Source organism: Streptococcus sp. 121 (assembly GCF_016458205.1).
In the GTDB taxonomy this organism is placed as follows: domain Bacteria; phylum Bacillota; class Bacilli; order Lactobacillales; family Streptococcaceae; genus Streptococcus.
Genome location: NZ_JAEMED010000043.1, coordinates 1 through 17,726 on the forward strand (window position 1 = coordinate 1; position 17,726 = coordinate 17,726).

Below are 17,726 nucleotides of genomic sequence, written 5' to 3' on the forward strand. Positions count from 1 at the left end.
TGCTGTTTCTTTACGTGTATGTCCCTCTTTAACATATTCAAGGACACGTTTTCTAAAATCAATTCCGTATGCCATAGGAATAGTATACCACATACAGTTTATAATCTAAAAGACTATATTACAAAGCAGCTTGCTGATATAACTTTCCAAGAAAGTTTCAAATAAGTACGGCAAAGTTGACAAAAACTTCGTTTTTTTAACTAGAATCTCAGACAGTCTGCTAGACTGTCTGACCTGACAACGGTTAAATTTGATTTTCAAAGAGTATAGAGTTACTTGTAAGGGCTTTTTTCCTTGATAGACCTAGAATTTTTGGCTGACATAGTGTACAATAGAAGGAAGTTTTTTGAAACAGGTAGGAATATGAATATTCAACAATTGCGGAATGTAGTGGCCTTGGCCAATAGTGGCACCTTCCGAGAAGCAGCGGAGAAGTTGTACATCAGTCAACCAAGTTTATCTATGTCTATTCGGGATTTGGAGCAGGAGCTTGGCTTTAAGATTTTTAATCGGACGAATTCAGGGACATTCTTGACCCAAAGGGGGATGCCTTTCTATGAAAAGGCTAAGAACTTGGTTCAGGAATTTGATGTCCTAGAAAACCAATACCAATCACCAGAAGAAGCAACGGAGTTTTCTGTGGCGGGTCAGCATTATGACTTCTTACCCGATATTTTAAATAAGTTAGCGAATCTCTGGCCTGAACATCGAGATTTTCGTTTGTTTGAATCCACGACTTTGCAAATCCTAGATGAGGTCTATAAGGGACACAGTGAGATTGGTCTCTTTTATTTGAACAGTCAAAATGAAAAAGGGATTCAGCAAAAGTTACAGAAAATGGATTTGGAAATACAAGAGCTATTTTCATTTCCAACTCATATTTATCTAGCGGAAAATCATCCCTTGGTTGAAAAAAGCGAGATTTCCATGTCAGACCTGGAGAATTACCCTACGGTTCGCTTTACCCAAGAAAAAGATGAGTACCTCTATTATTCTGAAAACTTTTTTGATACCTCAACGAGTCCGGTGCTTTATGAAGTAACGGATCGGGCAACCTTGAATGGTCTGTTAAAACGGACCCATGGCTATGCGACAGGATCTGGCTTCTTAGACAAGGAAGTGAGTCCGGGGATTGTGGCCTTGCCGGTCAAGGAAGGGCGTAAGAATACCATGGTTTGTACTTACCGTTCAGGTACTGAGTTGTCAGCCATTGCCCAGGACTTCTTGGAATTGCTAGTTGAAGCAGCAGAGGAGATTGGTTATGTCTAGAAAAGTATTATTGTTGATTCTCGGCTTTTTCTTGATAGTGGGCGACCAACTTTTGAAATCCTGGGTCGTGGACCATATTGCCATTGGCGAACAGTTAACCTTTTGGCCGGGAATTATGGATTTGACCTATTTGCAGAATCGAGGAGCCGCATTCTCGATGCTTCAAGGACAGTTTTGGTTTTTCTTCTTAACAACCGCTTTGGCCATGGGAGCCGCTGGCTACTACTTTTTCAAGGCTAGAGCCAATCAATGGGAGCGTCAAGTTGGTTTGGCTTTAATGATGGCTGGGGGTATTGGTAATTTTATTGATCGGGCTAGCCAAGGTTTTGTGGTTGATATGTTCCAACTCACCTTTATCGATTTTGCCGTTTTTAATCTGGCAGATACCTACTTAACTGTTGGAGTTGCTATTTTAATTTTAGATCTCTTAAGGGAGGATGTAGATGGAGTTTAAGGTAGAAATAGGTGGAGAGCGCCTGGACAAGGTCTTGGCTGAAAACACAGCGTTATCTCGAAGCCTGGCCAATGAACAGATAAAGGCTGGCCTTGTTCTCGTGAATGGTCAGGCTAAAAAGCCGAGGTATGCTGTCGCGGAAGGGGATATCATCTCTTATCAACTGCCAGAACCGGAGGAATTGGATATCCAGCCGGAGAATCTTCCTCTCGATTTAGTCTATCAAGACCAAGATGTGGCAGTTGTGAATAAGCCACAGGGAATGGTAGTGCACCCGAGCCCTGGCCATCCGAATGGAACCCTTGTCAATGGCTTGCTTTATCATGTTCAAGATTTATCTGGTATCAATGGTGTCATGCGGCCAGGGATTGTCCACCGGATTGACAAGGATACTTCTGGCCTTCTAATGGTCGCCAAAAATGATCAAGCCCATGAAAAACTGGCACAGGAATTAAAAGAAAAAAAATCCCTACGGAAGTATTTGGCCTTGGTGCATGGCAACCTGCCAAGTGACAAGGGAGTGATTGAAGCTCCAATTGGTCGGAGTGAGAAAGATCGGAAGAAGCAGGCAGTCCAAGCCAGTGGCAAACCCGCCCTCACTCGTTTCACAGTCTTGGAACGCTTTGGGAACTATAGTCTTGTGGAGTTGCAGTTGGAAACAGGTCGTACCCATCAAATTCGGGTTCACATGGCTTACATTGGTCACCCAGTTGCCGGTGATCCACTCTATGGCCCAAAGAAAACCTTGAGTGGTCATGGACAATTTCTGCATGCGGCTCAGCTGGGCTTCACGCATCCTCGAACTGGGGAAACAATGGTGTTTTCAGCACCTTTACCGGATATTTTTGAAAAAAATCTAGAGCAATTAAGAAAGGATTACTAAGTAAATGGATTTCGTCAGAACGCTGTCTGATTGGATTTGGAGCCCAGCATTGCTGGCTTTTCTAATTGGAGCAGGTTTGTATTTCACAATTCGTACCAAGTTTGTTCAAATTCGGATGATTCCAGAAATGATTCGGATGATGTTTGAAAAACCCGAGGATGGACAAGGGATTTCTTCTTTCCAAGCTCTCTCAGTAGCTCTTTCTGGTCGAGTCGGGACTGGGAATATTACGGGTGTGGCATCTGCTATAGCTTTTGGAGGTCCTGGAGCTGTCTTTTGGATGTGGGTGATTGCCTTTGTCGGGGCTGGATCTGCCTTTGTAGAGACAACCCTAGGTCAAGTCTATAAAGAAGAGGTCGATGGTCATTTTTACGGAGGTCCAGCCTACTATATCGAAAAAGGGCTTAAATTAAGGAAATTGGCGATGGCCATGGCTTTTATTTTAGCGTTCTCCTTTGCCTTTCTCATGTCTGGGATTCAGGTTAATGGAATCAGTGTGGCTATGAATAATGCCTTGAGTATTCCTCCACTTGCTACTACCTTGGTGGTGGTAGCTGCACTTTTGATGATTGTTTTGGGTGGAATTCAGCGTATTGCTAAAATTGCGGAAGTTGTGGTTCCTTTTATGGCAGGCATTTACCTCCTGATGGTTTTCGTGATTATTTTTGCGAATTTCGATCAAGTTATCCCTGTCTTCCAGTTGATTTTTAATTCTGCGTTTGGGTTAGAACCTATGTTTGCGGGCTTGCTTGGTTCAGCCATTTCTTATGGGGTTAAACGGGGAGTTTACTCAAACGAAGCTGGACAAGGGTCTCAAGTTGCTGCTGCAGCGTCTGCCCAAGTTTCCCATCCAGTTAAACAAGGTTTGGTACAAGCCTTTTCTGTCTACATCGATACACTATTTGTTTGCACAGGGACAGCTTTAGTCATTCTTTTGACCAAGTCTTACAATGTTTTTGATGCGAATTCAAATCCGGTGGTGGCCCATTTGGCAGATACCAACCCCGATCGTGCAGGTGCTCTCTATACGCAGACGGCTCTTTCTTCTGTTTTAGGCAACTTCGGACCTGTATTTGTGGCCCTTGCGCTGGTATTTTTTGCCTTTACAACCTTGATGAGTTATTACTATATTGCGGAAACCAATCTTCGCTATTTGCTCAAGCCTGAAAAGTTGAAAGTTCCCCTTACGATTATGCAGATTTTGATGGTAGGGATGTTGATTTACTCAGGAATTGCTTCTAGTCAAATGGCTTGGACCATGGGGGAGATTGCTAGTGGAATCACCGTTTGGCTCAACGTTACCGCTATTCTCTTCCTTTCCCCTCTTGCGTTTACATTATTGAAAGATTATGAAAAACAAAGAAAAGAAGGGAAAAATCCTGATTTCAACCCAACTAGTCTGGGTGTTAAAAACGCTGCTTACTGGGAGCAGCGGGCGAAAAAATAGAGTACCAGTCAACTCAGGTCAACAGCGACCTGAGTTTTTTGTATAATAAGAATAGGAATACATGGAGGTGAACAAATGTTATACGAATTTTGTACGGAAGATGTCAAGTTGATTCCTTTTGCTTTGGAGTCAGGGGCAGAGCGTGTGGAGCTGTGTGGAGATTTGTCTGTAGGAGGTGTTACTCCGAGTCCAGAAATGATTGAAGAAGCGCTACCACTGGGTCTTCCCATTGCACTCATGATTCGTCCACGAGGTGGGGATTTCGTCTATAGTCCAGAAGAAGTGGAGCTAATGGTGGAGCAGATTCAAGTTTCCAAGGAGATGGGAATCCAGTCCTTTGTTTTTGGGGCTTTATTGAAAGATGGAAGCTTGGACAAAGAAAATCTCCAAAAGCTCTTGAAGGCAGTGGGTGATGACGAAGCTGTTTTCCATATGGCCTTTGACCAAATTCCTTGGGAACAACGCTTGGAGTCCTTGGATTGGTTAGCTCAAGCTGGATTTAAACGAATTCTGACTCACGGTGGTCCGCAAGATCAAGATATCTGGTTCTATGCAGAGCAGCTTGATCAAATCGTCGCACGCGCCGCTGGGAAAATTGAGATTTTGCTTGGCGGAGGGATCAATCTAGAAAATCGTGATAAAATTGCTCAACGTTTTGGCGTAGATCAACTTCATGGGACCAAGGTCGTTGGCTAATGGACTGGCGTTCAAGCTTTTTTCAAAATCCCATTTATGAACAGAGACTGGAAGCTGTTGGTTTTTTTAAGGATGGGGAAACCTATCACTATCAGGAACTCTTGGAGGAGGTGGAGCTTGCGCTCCGCCTCCAATGGGATTCTCAAGCGTCCAAGATGGACATCAGTCTCTGGGATCCTCACGCGGAGTCTGATTATCCTTTGGCATTTATTCCTTCTAGCAAGGGGCTTATGTTGGCCAAGTGCGGGAGGTGTTATGGGACCGATTAGGTCACATGGAGAGGCTGATCAGTCAACCTCCAACAGTCTATTCCGATCAAGCAGAATCTCTGCTTCAACGGGTAACTATTCGTTGGGGTTGGGAGTTAGAATTTCTTTGGACAGCTCATCCCAAAGCGGCCGTCTTTCGTTATGGCTCCAAACAAACTTGGTTTGGAGTGGTTCAGGAAATCGATTGGGTTAAAATAGATCCGCGCAATGAAGGCCCAGTCACGATTTTAACCGTCAAGTCTGACCAGGTTTCGGAGCTCCTCAAAAGCCACAAGGCTTATCCAGGCTTCCATATGAACAAGAAGTACTGGGTTAGCTTTCCCTTGGATGGTCGTTATCCACTTGAAGAGATCCTAAGTCACTTGGTCAAATCCTATCACATGATTGGAGGAGACTTGACATTAGAAAGGAAAATGATGAAGATTTTACTGCCCACAGCTAAGGAATTAGATCTGTCTGGGACGTTTACGGAAAGCCAGCCACTATCTCCAGCTGGTCAAGCTGTCCTTGAGGCCTTAGAGCAAGTTGAAGACTGGTCGACTTTTTTCAAATTAAAAGAGGATAAGGCAAAGGAAGAAGAGGACCGCTTCACAGCTTTGCGTCAAGGCCAGGCTAAGAGCAAGCCAGCTCTGCAACTTTTTAATGGGCTCATGTATCGGCAATTCAATCGCGAACAAGTTGACAATCCTTTGTGGAACCAAGTCTACATTACCTCTAGTCTTTATGGATGTGTACCTATTTTGACTCCCATGGCGGCCCATCGCTTGGACTTTCAAGTTCCCCTCCAAGTAGCGGGACAAAGTTTGAGTCAATTCTGGCGTCCCCATTTTGATGCTGCGATCGGCGAAGATGCCGTGCTTTCTCTACTCTCATCTGAATTTGAGCAAGTATTCTCCAAGGAAGTCAGAGACAATTTTATCCGAATCCAATTTAAAGAAAAAAAGGGAGGCGTCCTCAAAACGCACTCCACCATCTCTAAAAAAGGGCGGGGTCTATTAATCCAAACCCTGGCGGAAAAGCCCATTCAGGCATTGGAGGAAATTAAAGGTATGAATGTTGCAGGCTTTGTCTACCAAGAGGAATTATCGGATTCCAAGGATTGGATTTTTATCCGAGAAGTATAGGAGATATCATGAACGAAACCATTCAATCGCTATTACACCATCGTAGTATTCGAAAATTTCGCAAGCAAGAGCTAACACAAGAAGAATTGAATCTCCTATTGGAGGTTGCCCAACAGGCTCCAACCAGCAACTTTCGGCAATCCTATTCAATCCTAAGCATTACAGATCCGAGCTTGAAGAAGGAATTAGCTGAAATTGGCCAGCAGGATTACATCGAGTCTGCCCCACAACTCTTTGTTTTCTTAGTGGACCAGGCAAGAAATACGAAAATTGCAGAAACTCAAGGCGCTCCAGCACTGGTACAAGGCAGCCCAGAACGCTTCTTATCTGCTTATGCAGATGCCCTCTTGGCAGCTCAGAACATGGTAGTGGCTGCAGAAAGCCTAGGGATTGGAACTGTCTACCTCGGCAGCATTCTTAACGATCCCAAGCGACTTTGCCAACTTCTGGCTTTACCAGAATATGTTTACCCAGCAGTAGGCCTGGCTTTAGGTTGGCCGGATCAGGATCCGCAGATCAAGCCTCGCTTACCAAGAAAGATTATCCACATGGAAAACCAGTATCAAGAATTGGAAAATCCGAGCCAGGCTCTCGAAGGTTATGATAAAGAAATTGAAGCCTACTATGATCTTCGCTCCTTTAACAACCGCCTCGAAGCTTTCACATGCAAAATTTCGAAAGAAATGGCTCACTCATCTGCTAAAAGAGCAGAAACCCTAGCGGCCTTACAGGATCAAGGCTTCTTTAGAGGAGAAGATTAAACATTAAATAATACTAAAAAACCTTTGCTTTATTGTAAGCAAAGGTTTTTTGGTGTTCTAACTTACTTCGAGTATTAGTTGAGGGCTTCAAGAAGAGCATCAGCTTGTTTGTTCAAATCAGCAATGACTTCTTCAGAAGCAACGAATGTACCGTCTACCCAAGCAGAGTCATTCACACGTGATGTAGTCATTTGGTCCACAAATTGAGTGCGGATAAATGGCATCAAGTTGCGATAGATGTCTGCAGCTTGGTCGTGACCACCGTTAGCCACAAGGGATACAGTAGATACCTTGTCTTGCAAAGCAGAAGCTCCAGTAGTATCTGAAAGATCCAACGCACGGCTGAGCCAGTCTAGAAGGTTTTTAACAGATCCAGGAATAGAGAAGTTGTAGACTGGTGAGAAGATCCAGATAGCATCTGCAGCTTGGACAGCTTCACGAGCAGCAGCAACAGGAGCTGGAGTTGGAACTTCCAAGTCTTGAGAAAAGACAGGGACATCTTTCCAATCTAAGTAGCTAACATTGGCTTTGCCTTCAAGGACTTTTTCAGCTGTTTCAGCCATTTGTTTGTTGAAGGAACCTTCACGTAGTGAGCCGACGATAAATAGAATATTTTTCATTTCTTATTCTCCTTTTCTTTACAAGTCATAGTATAGAATATTTATTACTAATTAGCAACAATTTAGCTCAAGTTTTTAAATTTTTTCAAAATCCGAATTAAATCTTCTTTATCCTCTTGGGTTAAAACAGAAAGAGCTTCCTTGACATAAGCGATATGTTCAGGATAAATAGCTTCAATTTGTTCCTTACCTTGGGGAGTTAATTCAATCAGGAAGGCTCGGCGATCCGAAGGATCGCAAACACGCGTAATCAGACCATCCCGCTCCATATTACGGATAATAACGGTCATGTTCCCTGAGGTTGCTAACATACGATCGGTCAAATCTTGAATTCGCATTTTACCCTTGGCATAAAGAGTATCGAGAACGGAGAATTGACTCGGGGTTAAACCATGATCCCGTGCCGCCTTTTGCTCCAAACAGCGAATGGAACGATCAGCCTTTCGGAAAATAATCATGGTTTTTAAATCTAAGACTTCTTTTTCAAATAATTCTTTCATGAACTTATTGTACCAAAAAAGAACTAATTAGTACAATTAAAACCAATCAAAACCAGTTTCATAACCTATAGCAATCCAAGGTAAAATGCTCTAACGAACGAGGGGATCCTTAATGTTAAAAGCATATCTGAAATAATGGTATAGAGATGACTTTTAACATTTGCGGCTGATGTCATTTAGTATCTGGATATCAATAACCAAAATTTTTGTTTTGACGACAAATGAGATAAATAAGCTTGTTAATAGTTGACATCTAAAAAACATTTGAATACAATGTATTAAAAGGAGGTGTTAAATATGGCAACCATGACATTACGTATCAATGATGAAGATTCTAACTTGATCAAGAACTATTTAAAAGTACACGGGTTAACCATCTCTGAGTTTGCACGCCAATCAATGTTAGAACGTATTGAGGATGAGTATGATTTAGCTATTTTACGCCAAGCTATGGAAGATGATGATGGGTTTAGAATATCGCATGAGGATTTGATGGCGGAGTTTGGGTTATGATTTACAAGCTAACCTACACGTCAAAAGCAGTTAAGCAGTTAAAGAAACTTGATCCCTTTACAAGAAATTCAATCTTATCATGGATTGACAACAATATTGCTCATACGGATAATCCACGCTTACACGGAAAAGGGTTGACGGCTAATCATTCAGGAGAGTGGCGATACCGTGTAGGAAATTATAGAATTTTGGCTCAAATATATGATGATGAAGTTGTCATTGAAATATTTTCGATAGGTCATCGTCGAGATATTTATTAAGGCCCTCTAACCAATGTCTTGAAAATTCAAACGTTGATATAATTGGATTTCAACAGTCTAATTTGAGCAAAAACCTGAGCTTTTATAGGTCTCCTTAAAATAAAACCGTATGGAATTCCATGCGGCTTTTATTTTGTCTTTGAAATACCTAAGGATCTCAATCGCGTAAGAAAATTAAGACAGAGGTAGCTCAAAACAAGGTGACCAAGCTGGTAAAAGTCATCAAAGAATCAATGAAAAATGTAAAAATCGGTGTAATCAATTTGATTACGCAATAATCAGTACCAGTCTGTAAGGATTTGTAAATATGTGTAAAAACAAGCGATTTTAGTGTATAATGGGGGAGTGAAAAAAATAGTCTATTTAGAGCCCTATTTTCCCAAAGGGCAGTTTTTCCTTGGGATTTTTGCGATCTTGTCGATCATCTGTTTTTCCAGCCTTTACCTGATTGATTTAGGAACCAAAACTCAGGATGTGCGCATGTCCAATGCCCAAATCCGAGCCCAGGAAGTGGCCGGTTTTAGGGAAATTGAAACTGTCGAAGTCTTTAATGGACAGAAATCCTATACAACGGTTTTCGGAAAAAATGCAGCGGGTCAAGAACAAGCGCTGATTCTGAATTCCAAACAAGAGCAAGTCGCCTTGGTTGGCTTAAATCAGGGAGCTAGCCGCAGTGAAGCAGAAAATCTAGCTGCTGAAGCGGGAGCAGATTCCATTCAGGCAAGCCGCCTGGGTTATGATCAGGGAAAAGTTGTTTGGGAAGTTCGGTCAGGAACGACCTATTATCTGATTGATTTTCAAGAAAAGAAACTCGTAAAGAAGGAGGGAGCCTAGTGTTATCAGATCGTGTTAAATATATGGAAGAAAGTGCTACTTTAGCTGCTGATGCCAGGGCTAAAGAGTTAGCAGCGGCAGGTCGAGATATTCTCTCTTTGACGTTGGGGGAACCGGATTTTACGACTCCCGAGACTATTGCCAAAGCAGCTAAAGAAGCCATTGATTCTGGGAAAGCTTCCTTTTATACCCCAGCTTCTGGCTTACCTGCTTTGAAAGAAGCCGTGCAGGGCTATATGTCTCAGTTTTATGGCTATTCTGTTGATCCCTCTCAAGTGTTGGTGACCACTGGAGCCAAGATGGCCTTGGCAGCCTTTTTCTTCGCAGTTTTGAATCCAGGAGATCAAGTCATGATCCCAACTCCTTACTGGGTTTCTTATGCGGATCAAGTAGCCTTAGCTCAAGGGCAGGTAGTCTTTGTAGAGGGGAAGGAAGATCAGTACTTCAAAATTGGGGTCTCTCAATTAGAAGAATTGTGGAATGATCGTGTCAAGGTTCTACTCTTGAATAACCCTTCCAATCCAACCGGCAACCTTTATACAAGAGAGGAATTGGAAGCCATTGGCAACTGGGCCATCAAGCGTAAGGTGTTGATTTTAGCTGATGATATTTATAGTCGTTTGGTGTATAATCAGGCCGAGTTTGTTCCAATCTCTAGTCTTTCGCCAGAGATCCAGCAGCAAACAGTCGTCATTACAGGTGTTTCCAAGACCTATGCCATGACCGGCTGGCGGATTGGGTTTGCAGTTGGACCACAAGAACTGATTCAGGCCATGGGGAAACTAACCAGTCAATTGACCTCTAACCCTACGACTGTTGCCCAATATGCGGCCATTGCTGCTTTGACGGAATCGCAAGAAGATGCTGAAAAGATGAGAGTAGCCTTTGAGGACCGTCTCAATACCATTTATCCGCTTTTGAACCAGGTCCCAGGTTTCCGTGTGGCTAAACCCCAGGGTGCCTTCTACTTTTTCCCAAATGTTGAGGAAGCTATGAAACGAAAAGGTTTTTCCAAGGTTTCAGACTTTACTAATGATATTTTGGAAACGGTAGGGGTGGCCCTGGTTTCAGGAGATGCCTTTGGTAGTCCTCATCATGTTCGTTTGAGTTATGCGACAGATTTAGAGACCTTAAAAGAAGCGGTAAGACGCTTAGAACACTATATGAATTTGTAAAGGAACGTTTATGTCTAAAAAGTATGTATCCATCGTTGATGTGAAAGACCATGTGGGTCAAGAAGTAACAATTGGAGCTTGGGTTGCCAATAAATCCGGAAAAGGGAAAATTGCCTTTTTACAATTACGGGACGGTACGGCTTACTTCCAAGCTGTTGCCTTTAAACCAAATTTCCTTGAAACATTTGGTGAAGAGGAAGGGGCTGCTAAATTTGATACCATTAAAAAGCTCAGCCAGGAAACCTCTGTTGAAGTTAAAGGAATTGTCAAAGAAGATGAGCGTTCTAAATTCGGCTATGAGTTAGATATTACAGACCTCAAGGTTATTGGCCAATCTGTGGAATATCCAATCACACCAAAAGAACATGGAACAGATTTCTTGATGGACCACCGTCATCTCTGGTTGCGTTCACGCAAGCAAATGGCGATCATGCAAATTCGGAATGCCATTATTTATGCGACGTATGAGTTCTTTGACCAAAACGGTTTCATTAAATTTGATAGCCCAATCTTGTCAGGAAATGCTGCGGAAGATTCTACGGAGTTGTTTGAAACAGACTACTTTGGCAATACAGCTTACTTGAGTCAGTCTGGACAGCTTTACCTTGAGGCTGGAGCCATGGCCCTGGGGCGTGTCTTTGACTTTGGACCTGTTTTCCGGGCTGAAAAATCCAAAACACGTCGTCACTTGACAGAATTCTGGATGATGGATGCGGAGTATTCTTTCCTTTCACATGAAGAGTCTCTGGATTTGCAAGAAGCCTATGTTAAAGCGTTGATTCAAGGTGTCTTGGATCGTGCGCCACAGGCCTTAGAAATCTTAGAACGGGATATTGATCTTCTAAAACGTTACATTGCTGAACCATTTAAACGGGTTAGCTATGATGAAGCGATTGACTTGCTTCAGGCTCATGAACAGGATGAAGATACAGATTATGAGCACTTGGAGCACGGAGATGACTTTGGTTCACCTCATGAAACTTGGATTTCAAACCACTTTGGGGTGCCAACCTTTGTGACCAATTATCCAGCAGCTATTAAAGCTTTCTATATGAAGCCAGTTCCTGGTAATCCAGAACGTGTTCTTTGTGCAGACTTGTTGGCACCAGAAGGATATGGCGAAATTATTGGGGGCTCTCTTCGTGAAGATGATTATGATGCCCTTGTAGCTAAAATGGATGAGCTAGGAATGGATAAATCCGAATACGAATTCTACCTCGACCTTCGTAAATATGGTTCCGTGCCTCACGGTGGATTCGGTATCGGAATTGAACGGATGGTTACCTTTGTAGCTGGTACCAAGCATATTCGTGAAGCCATTCCATTCCCACGGATGCTGCATCGTTTGCGTCCATAAAGACGATTATACTCTTTTAGTTTATCTTTTATTACTGTGTTAGCTCCTCTTGCCGTACTTCAGTACTGTCTGCGACTCGCTGCCTTGTACTAAAAGCAAACTAGAAGACTACACAACTGAAAGAGGCTGGGCTGAAGTCCAAGCCTCATTTTTCGAAAGAGGAGGTTGTTTGATGAAAGAGAAATTGCAACTGGTGGTAGTGACTGGAATGAGTGGAGCAGGGAAAACTGTGGCTATTCAATCCTTTGAAGATTTGGGTTATTTTACAATCGACAATATGCCCCCTGCCTTATTGCCAAAATTGTTGACCTTGGTCGATGGTTCTGTGGAACAAAAACGGATGGCACTGGTGATTGACATGCGAAGCCGTTCGTTTTTCAAGGACATTCAAGAGGTTTTGGATGAGCTTGAGGATCGGGAAGATTTAGATTTCAAAATTCTATTCTTGGATGCGGCCGACAAGGAGTTGGTTGCCCGCTATAAGGAAACCCGCCGGAGCCATCCACTGGCTGCCGATGGGCGTATCATGGACGGCATTAAGCGTGAGCGTGAGCTCTTGGCTCCCCTGAAGAGCATGAGCCAGAATGTTGTCGACACAACCGAATTAACGCCTCGGGAATTACGCAAGCTCCTAGCCCAACATTTTGCGGACCAAGATTTTGAACAAGCCTTCCGTGTGGAGGTTATGAGTTTTGGTTTTAAGTATGGCTTGCCGATGGATGCCGATCTAGCTTTTGATGTTCGCTTCCTCCCCAATCCCTATTACCAAGTAGAGTTGCGGAATCAAACTGGACTAGACCAACCGGTTTATGATTTTGTCATGGAACAACCAGAATCGGAAGATTTTTACCAGAACTTGCTCAACCTCTTGAACCCAATCTTGCCGGGTTACCAGAAGGAGGGCAAGTCCGTATTGACGATTGCGATCGGCTGTACGGGTGGACAACACCGCAGTGTCGCCTTCGCCCGTCGGTTAGCGGATGATTTGGCCAAAAATTGGAATGTCCGGGTCAGTCATCGGGACAAGGATAGAAGAAAGGAAACGGTTAACCGTTCATGAGAAAACAGCGAATTACAGTTATCGGAGGTGGGACTGGAATCTCGGTTATTCTGAATAGCCTCCGAAAACAAGACGTTGACATAACGGCTGTGGTCACGGTAGCCGATGATGGGGGGAGTTCTGGTAAACTCCGTGAGGATATGCAGCTGACCCCTCCTGGAGATCTACGCAATGTGCTTTTGGCTATGTCGGATATGCCCAAACTGTATGAAAAGATTTTCCAATACCGTTTTGCGGATGATGACGGTCCATTTGCGGGCCATCCCTTGGGGAATCTGATTATTGCAGGGATTGCAGAAATGCAAGGTTCTACCTACCATGCCATGCAACTCTTGACCAAGTTACTCCATACAACCGGAACCATTTATCCTTCTAGTGAACGGGCTTTGACCCTGCATGCGGTTTTTGACGATGGGACCGAGGTAGCGGGGGAAAGTCATATTGCCGAGCATGGAGGCATGATTGATCATGTCTACGTGACCAACACCTACGATGATTCTAAACCCAAGGCTAGTCGCAATGTGGTGGAAGCCATTTTAGAAAGTGACATGGTTATTTTGGGTCCAGGTTCTCTTTTTACGTCTATCTTACCCAACATTATGATTGAAGAAATTGGTCAGGCCTTGAAGGATACCAAGGCGGAGATTGTCTATATCTGCAATATCATGACCCAAAAAGGGGAGACGGAGCATTTTACAGATGGACAGCATGTCCGGGTTCTTCACAAGCACTTGGGTCAAGCCTTTATTGATACCGTTTTAGTCAATGTCGACCAAGTGCCTCAAGACTACATGAATGACCACGAATTTGACGAGTACCTGGTTCAAGTTGAACACGATTTTGCGGACTTGGCTAGCCAGGTACCACGGGTCATTTCTTCTAATTTTCTCCTCTTAGAAAAAAGAGGAGCCTTCCACGATGGTGATTTGGTTGTGGAAGAGATCATGAAAATCACCAGTCACAAACACTAAGGAAAGGAGGGTGCTTTCATGAGTTTTACCAGTAAAATCAAGGAGGAAATACTCGCCCTCCCGGAGCGTCACCCGGCTGAATTAGCGGCCCTCATTAAACTTTCTGGAAGTTTGGGCTTGAGTCGGGAGGGCCTAACTCTCTCTGTTACGACTGAAAATGCCAAGGTGGCTCGTTTTATCTATGAATTTCTCTTGGAGTGGTTTGACATTAAGTCGGATATCCGTCACCGTCAGAAAACCAATCTCCGCAAGAACCGAGTTTACACGGTATTTATGGATCATGGGGTCAAGGATTTGTTGGATATTTTAGGGCTTTCACCTGCTTTTTTTGAGCAGGAGACTGGTCTACCAGTTTCCATTATGGACCACGATGATGCGGCGCGTGCTTATTTACGTGGGGCCTTCCTTGCCAGTGGCAGTATGCGTGACCCAGATTCCGGACAATATCAACTGGAGATCGCTTCCGTTTATGTGGATCATGCCCAAGATTTGCGGCAACTCATGCAGGATTTCCTTTTGGATGCTAAGGTGTTAGAAAGAAAAAGAGGAGCTATCACCTACATCCAGCGAGCGGAAGATTTAATGGACTTCCTCATCATTATTGGGGCCTTGGAAGCTATGGAACAACTGGGGGAGATCAAACTGATGCGGGAAACGCGAAATGACCTCAATAGGGCTACCAATGCAGAAACCGCCAATATTGCCCGGACTGTCAAAGCCAGCATGAAAACCATTAACAATATCAGTAAAATTATGGACCATGTAGGGTTGGAAAGTCTGAGCCCTGAACTACAGGAAGTTGCCCGCTTTCGGATTGCCCACCCCGATTACTCCCTCCAAGAACTTGCGGACAGCCTTCCCACTCCCCTCACAAAAAGTGGACTCAACCACCGATTGCGGAGGCTCAATAAAATTGCGGAGGAGATACCTGATTGAAAGTTGCTGTTTTAGGAGATATCCATGGCAATCTCACTGGCCTAGAGGCAGTAGTAGCGGAAGCTCAAGCCCTTGGGATTGAAGAGTACTGGCTTATGGGGGTTGAGCTTATGCCAGGCCCCTCTCACCTGGAGATTCTTGAACGACTGGCTAGTCTCCCCTATACTGTCCGTCTTCGAGGGAATTGGGAGGACTCTTATCTGCATGCCAGGGCTGGTCTCTATCCTCGGAAGACTCCTTTAGATTTGTTTGTCTATCGGCAGAGCCTACATTTGGATACCTTCTTGAATGATTCTCATCGCCAAGAAATTCAAAGCAGATCCATCTATCTTCATCGAAAAGTTGGGACTTTACGCTTTAATCTTTCTCATCATCTGCCCAAAAAGAATTGGGGTCGTGACCTGGTCCCACCTTTTGAACAAGCGGATTTGAAAGCCTTGTTTGCGGAAGATGAAGCAGATGTTGCCATCTTTGCCCATAGCCATGTTCAGGGTCTTCACTATACGAAAGAAGGTCAATTGGTTTTAAATCCTGGATCCGTTGGGCAACCTTACTTTCCATGGGACACCTTGCGTCAAGACTTACGGGCCCAATATCTCTTACTCGACATCAATGAATCAGGTCTTGCCCAAATCGATTTTCGGAAGGTTGCTTACGATTTTGATCTGGAAATCAAACGGGCTTTAGATGCTCACATTCCTTATTTTGATTTTTACCAACATTTAATGAAAACAGGCATTCGTCTCAGCAATGATCCAGACTATCTGATTTCTTACCATCAAAAAATGGATACGCAACAAGAAGTGGAAGATTATTTTGGAATCCAGTTTTGACAGCTTTTGAATGTAAAACCTATTCATGATTATTTCTATTCCAACTAATAGTAAAAATAGTTAAACAGTGGGCACGAATTCCGGCTCCCTGTTGGTATTAGGAGGAAAAATCATGGTGAAAACGAAGAGGCAAAAGTTTTTGGCAAAACGGAAAGTCGTGAATGCCCAACACTGTCCCTCTGGGAAAGTGCCTTATCTGACAAAAATGGACGCCGAGATCGGTTTGCTGTATTCTAAACAGAGGTATGGAATCAACTTCAGCAAGGTCTACCATTGCAAGGATTGCCAAAAATGGCATTTGACAACCAGCATCCAGACCCTTGCCGGCCTTTCCTATTCTAAACATGGAAAAAGGAAAAAGAAAAAGTGAATGATATGTGGAAAGGACGAGCATGGAGAACCCAAAATATTCGGATCTTTATACTGTGATCTTGAGGACCTTAAAGGATGGACGGATCCATTCGAAAAAAGAACTGAAACAAGCAGTGATCGAAGAGTTTAAACTGGATTTAGAAGCACAGCAGGCCCTGTTGGCTAGTGGTAACCAAACAATTTTGGATTCCCGGGTGGGCTGGGCGACCACCTATCTAAAGAAAGCACTTGTGATCTCTAGTCCCAATCGCGGTCGGTTTCAAATCACTCAAAGAGGAACGGATTTATTAGCGAAATTTGATGAAATCAATGAAATGGTATTGCTCTCCTTTCCTGAATTTAAAACCTTTAAACACAGTCGCCCTTCAAAAGGGAAGGGGTTGGAGATAGGAGTTGCCATCGAGGATACCTCTCCGCAAGAAATCTTGGAGCAGGCTTATCGAGAATACAACCAGGCTTTAAAAGAAGAGCTTCTAGCTGAACTTTATCGCATGGATCCTTATCGATTTGAACGACTTGTGCTTGAACTATTGGTCAAGATGGGGTATGGAATTCCTGGACCAACAGGAAATTGGCAGAAAGCCTCCAATGATGAGGGAATTGATGGGATTATTAGTGGTGATCCACTTGGTTTTGAATCAATCTATATCCAAGCTAAACGCTATCAGGAGAGGAATAAAGTTGGAAGAAAGGAACTCCAGTCTTTTGTTGGGGCCCTAGCTGGACATGGGGCCAAAAAAGGCCTCTTTATAACGACTTCATCCTACACAAAAGGCGCCATTGAATTCGCAGAAAAAAATCTGAATGCTAAAATTGTCCTTGTAGATGGTTCTTCTTTAGCTCAGTTTATGATTGACCATGATCTTGGTGTTTCAACTGAAAATACTTTCTATTTAAAGAAGTTGGACAGTGACTTTTTTGAAGATTAAAAACTCCCCTGATTTGCAGTCAGGGGAGTCTTCTTGGTATCTGAAAACCACTAGCTGTGCTAGTGGTTCAAAAGAGCTTTAAGCGGTATATTAAAAAAGACTCCTTAAGATGTTATAGTAGATATGGTTTCCCGACCACATATCATAACATGAAAGGAGTCCCCCTGATGAAACAGGACAATAATAGTTTAGCACATACCACATGGAATTGTAAGTACCACATAGTTTTTGCTCCGAAATATCGTAGACAAATTATTTATGGAAAATACAAAGCAAGTATTGGACAAATACTACGAGAATTATGTGAACGAAAAGGTGTAATAATTCATGAGGCAGAAGCTTGAAAGGATCATATTCATATGTTGGTAAGTATTCCACCAAAATTAAGTGTTTCATCGTTTATAGGATATCTTAAAGGAAAGAGCAGTTTAATGATATTTGATAGACATGCCAATCTCAAATA

21 protein-coding genes and 1 pseudogene are annotated in these 17,726 nt (G+C 43.2%); 20 read left to right on the forward strand and 2 right to left on the reverse strand.

Going from position 1 to position 17,726, the window contains the following annotated elements:
- The first annotated feature begins 363 nt into the window (after positions 1-363).
- The 8 genes from JEQ21_RS08225 to JEQ21_RS08260 all read left to right on the forward strand — a co-directional run bounded on the left by JEQ21_RS08225 (position 364) and on the right by JEQ21_RS08260 (position 6,903).
- Entirely contained in the window at positions 364-1,269 is a 906-nt protein-coding gene (locus JEQ21_RS08225; RefSeq protein ID WP_199364960.1) for a LysR family transcriptional regulator, read from the forward strand.
- Positions 1,262-1,723: a signal peptidase II gene (lspA, locus tag JEQ21_RS08230; RefSeq protein ID WP_199364962.1), complete on the forward strand. Its 462-nt coding sequence runs from the start codon at positions 1,262-1,264 to the stop codon at positions 1,721-1,723. The genes JEQ21_RS08225 and lspA overlap by 8 nt, the downstream gene beginning before the upstream one ends.
- On the forward strand, positions 1,713-2,606 hold the full coding sequence (locus JEQ21_RS08235) for an RluA family pseudouridine synthase (RefSeq protein WP_199364964.1): 894 nt from the start codon (positions 1,713-1,715) through the stop codon (positions 2,604-2,606). Before lspA ends, JEQ21_RS08235 begins: the two co-directional genes overlap by 11 nt.
- A gap of 4 nt (positions 2,607-2,610) precedes the next feature.
- The gene (locus JEQ21_RS08240) at positions 2,611-4,053 is read left to right on the forward strand and encodes an alanine/glycine:cation symporter family protein (protein ID WP_199364966.1); all 1,443 of its coding nucleotides are present in this window, start codon (positions 2,611-2,613) and stop codon (positions 4,051-4,053) included.
- Between the two features lie 75 nt (positions 4,054-4,128).
- Positions 4,129-4,749, forward strand: a complete 621-nt coding sequence (locus tag JEQ21_RS08245; protein ID WP_199364968.1) for a copper homeostasis protein CutC — start codon at positions 4,129-4,131, stop codon at positions 4,747-4,749.
- Positions 4,749-5,018, forward strand: coding sequence for a hypothetical protein (locus JEQ21_RS08250; protein ID WP_199364970.1), 270 nt, complete (start codon positions 4,749-4,751; stop codon positions 5,016-5,018). The genes JEQ21_RS08245 and JEQ21_RS08250 overlap by 1 nt, the downstream gene beginning before the upstream one ends.
- A 5-nt stretch (positions 5,019-5,023) precedes the next feature.
- Complete coding sequence (gene yaaA / locus JEQ21_RS08255) at positions 5,024-6,142, forward strand: peroxide stress protein YaaA (RefSeq protein WP_199364972.1); 1,119 nt, start codon at positions 5,024-5,026, stop codon at positions 6,140-6,142.
- Positions 6,143-6,150: 8 nt separating this feature from the next.
- On the forward strand, positions 6,151-6,903 hold the full coding sequence (locus JEQ21_RS08260) for an NADPH-dependent oxidoreductase (RefSeq protein WP_199364974.1): 753 nt from the start codon (positions 6,151-6,153) through the stop codon (positions 6,901-6,903).
- A 74-nt stretch (positions 6,904-6,977) separates the two neighbouring features.
- Here the strand turns inward: JEQ21_RS08260 and JEQ21_RS08265 are convergent, their stop codons facing one another.
- Positions 6,978-7,523 (reverse strand): NADPH-dependent FMN reductase, encoded by a 546-nt coding sequence (locus JEQ21_RS08265; protein ID WP_199364976.1) that lies wholly within the window; start codon positions 7,521-7,523, stop codon positions 6,978-6,980.
- Between the two features lie 62 nt (positions 7,524-7,585).
- Positions 7,586-8,023, reverse strand: a complete 438-nt coding sequence (locus JEQ21_RS08270) for a MarR family winged helix-turn-helix transcriptional regulator (RefSeq protein WP_199364978.1) — start codon at positions 8,021-8,023, stop codon at positions 7,586-7,588.
- A gap of 297 nt (positions 8,024-8,320) precedes the next feature.
- Between JEQ21_RS08270 and relB the strand changes: the two genes are divergently transcribed.
- The 12 genes and pseudogenes from relB to tnpA form a co-directional block, all read left to right on the forward strand.
- Positions 8,321-8,536 (forward strand): type II toxin-antitoxin system RelB family antitoxin, encoded by a 216-nt coding sequence (relB, locus tag JEQ21_RS08275; protein ID WP_199364980.1) that lies wholly within the window; start codon positions 8,321-8,323, stop codon positions 8,534-8,536.
- On the forward strand, positions 8,533-8,796 hold the full coding sequence (locus tag JEQ21_RS08280; protein ID WP_199364981.1) for a type II toxin-antitoxin system RelE family toxin: 264 nt from the start codon (positions 8,533-8,535) through the stop codon (positions 8,794-8,796). The genes relB and JEQ21_RS08280 overlap by 4 nt, the downstream gene beginning before the upstream one ends.
- 345 nt (positions 8,797-9,141) lie before the next feature.
- Positions 9,142-9,630 carry a cell wall elongation regulator TseB-like domain-containing protein gene (locus tag JEQ21_RS08285; protein WP_199364982.1) on the forward strand — a complete coding sequence of 163 codons (489 nt, stop codon included), beginning with the start codon at positions 9,142-9,144 and terminating at the stop codon, positions 9,628-9,630.
- Positions 9,631-9,653: 23 nt separating this feature from the next.
- On the forward strand, positions 9,654-10,805 hold the full coding sequence (locus JEQ21_RS08290; RefSeq protein ID WP_199364989.1) for a pyridoxal phosphate-dependent aminotransferase: 1,152 nt from the start codon (positions 9,654-9,656) through the stop codon (positions 10,803-10,805).
- 10 nt (positions 10,806-10,815) lie between these two features.
- The gene (gene asnS / locus JEQ21_RS08295) at positions 10,816-12,162 is read left to right on the forward strand and encodes an asparagine--tRNA ligase (RefSeq protein WP_199364983.1); all 1,347 of its coding nucleotides are present in this window, start codon (positions 10,816-10,818) and stop codon (positions 12,160-12,162) included.
- A 172-nt stretch (positions 12,163-12,334) separates the two neighbouring features.
- Positions 12,335-13,222: an RNase adapter RapZ gene (rapZ, locus tag JEQ21_RS08300; RefSeq protein ID WP_442805123.1), complete on the forward strand. Its 888-nt coding sequence runs from the start codon at positions 12,335-12,337 to the stop codon at positions 13,220-13,222.
- On the forward strand, positions 13,219-14,193 hold the full coding sequence (locus JEQ21_RS08305; protein WP_199364984.1) for a YvcK family protein: 975 nt from the start codon (positions 13,219-13,221) through the stop codon (positions 14,191-14,193). The genes rapZ and JEQ21_RS08305 overlap by 4 nt, the downstream gene beginning before the upstream one ends.
- Before the next feature lie 18 nt (positions 14,194-14,211).
- Positions 14,212-15,129, forward strand: a complete 918-nt coding sequence (whiA, locus tag JEQ21_RS08310) for a DNA-binding protein WhiA (protein ID WP_199364985.1) — start codon at positions 14,212-14,214, stop codon at positions 15,127-15,129.
- Positions 15,126-15,962, forward strand: a complete 837-nt coding sequence (locus JEQ21_RS08315) for a metallophosphoesterase family protein (protein WP_199364986.1) — start codon at positions 15,126-15,128, stop codon at positions 15,960-15,962. Before whiA ends, JEQ21_RS08315 begins: the two co-directional genes overlap by 4 nt.
- A 112-nt stretch (positions 15,963-16,074) precedes the next feature.
- Complete coding sequence (locus JEQ21_RS08320) at positions 16,075-16,332, forward strand: hypothetical protein (protein ID WP_199364987.1); 258 nt, start codon at positions 16,075-16,077, stop codon at positions 16,330-16,332.
- 22 nt (positions 16,333-16,354) lie between these two features.
- Entirely contained in the window at positions 16,355-17,263 is a 909-nt protein-coding gene (locus JEQ21_RS08325; protein ID WP_199364988.1) for a restriction endonuclease, read from the forward strand.
- A gap of 167 nt (positions 17,264-17,430) precedes the next feature.
- Positions 17,431-17,726 (forward strand): annotated as a pseudogene (gene tnpA / locus JEQ21_RS08330) (IS200/IS605 family transposase); the annotation flags it as partial.

Excerpts from the sequence above, each read along its gene's own strand:
- JEQ21_RS08225 (WP_199364960.1), top strand. The coding sequence starts at position 364 with ATGAATATTCAACAATTGCGGAATGTAGTGGCCTTGGCCAATAGTGGC.
- lspA (WP_199364962.1), top strand. The coding sequence starts at position 1,262 with ATGTCTAGAAAAGTATTATTGTTGATTCTCGGCTTTTTCTTGATAGTG.
- JEQ21_RS08235 (WP_199364964.1), top strand. The coding sequence starts at position 1,713 with ATGGAGTTTAAGGTAGAAATAGGTGGAGAGCGCCTGGACAAGGTCTTG.
- JEQ21_RS08240 (WP_199364966.1), top strand. The coding sequence starts at position 2,611 with ATGGATTTCGTCAGAACGCTGTCTGATTGGATTTGGAGCCCAGCATTG.
- JEQ21_RS08245 (WP_199364968.1), top strand. The coding sequence starts at position 4,129 with ATGTTATACGAATTTTGTACGGAAGATGTCAAGTTGATTCCTTTTGCT.
- JEQ21_RS08250 (WP_199364970.1), top strand. The coding sequence starts at position 4,749 with ATGGACTGGCGTTCAAGCTTTTTTCAAAATCCCATTTATGAACAGAGA.
- yaaA (WP_199364972.1), top strand. The coding sequence starts at position 5,024 with ATGGAGAGGCTGATCAGTCAACCTCCAACAGTCTATTCCGATCAAGCA.
- JEQ21_RS08260 (WP_199364974.1), top strand. The coding sequence starts at position 6,151 with ATGAACGAAACCATTCAATCGCTATTACACCATCGTAGTATTCGAAAA.
- JEQ21_RS08265 (WP_199364976.1), bottom strand. The coding sequence starts at position 7,523 with ATGAAAAATATTCTATTTATCGTCGGCTCACTACGTGAAGGTTCCTTC.
- JEQ21_RS08270 (WP_199364978.1), bottom strand. The coding sequence starts at position 8,023 with ATGAAAGAATTATTTGAAAAAGAAGTCTTAGATTTAAAAACCATGATT.
- relB (WP_199364980.1), top strand. The coding sequence starts at position 8,321 with ATGGCAACCATGACATTACGTATCAATGATGAAGATTCTAACTTGATC.
- JEQ21_RS08280 (WP_199364981.1), top strand. The coding sequence starts at position 8,533 with ATGATTTACAAGCTAACCTACACGTCAAAAGCAGTTAAGCAGTTAAAG.
- JEQ21_RS08290 (WP_199364989.1), top strand. The coding sequence starts at position 9,654 with ATGGAAGAAAGTGCTACTTTAGCTGCTGATGCCAGGGCTAAAGAGTTA.
- asnS (WP_199364983.1), top strand. The coding sequence starts at position 10,816 with ATGTCTAAAAAGTATGTATCCATCGTTGATGTGAAAGACCATGTGGGT.
- rapZ (WP_442805123.1), top strand. The coding sequence starts at position 12,335 with ATGAAAGAGAAATTGCAACTGGTGGTAGTGACTGGAATGAGTGGAGCA.
- JEQ21_RS08305 (WP_199364984.1), top strand. The coding sequence starts at position 13,219 with ATGAGAAAACAGCGAATTACAGTTATCGGAGGTGGGACTGGAATCTCG.
- whiA (WP_199364985.1), top strand. The coding sequence starts at position 14,212 with ATGAGTTTTACCAGTAAAATCAAGGAGGAAATACTCGCCCTCCCGGAG.
- JEQ21_RS08320 (WP_199364987.1), top strand. The coding sequence starts at position 16,075 with ATGGTGAAAACGAAGAGGCAAAAGTTTTTGGCAAAACGGAAAGTCGTG.
- JEQ21_RS08325 (WP_199364988.1), top strand. The coding sequence starts at position 16,355 with ATGGAGAACCCAAAATATTCGGATCTTTATACTGTGATCTTGAGGACC.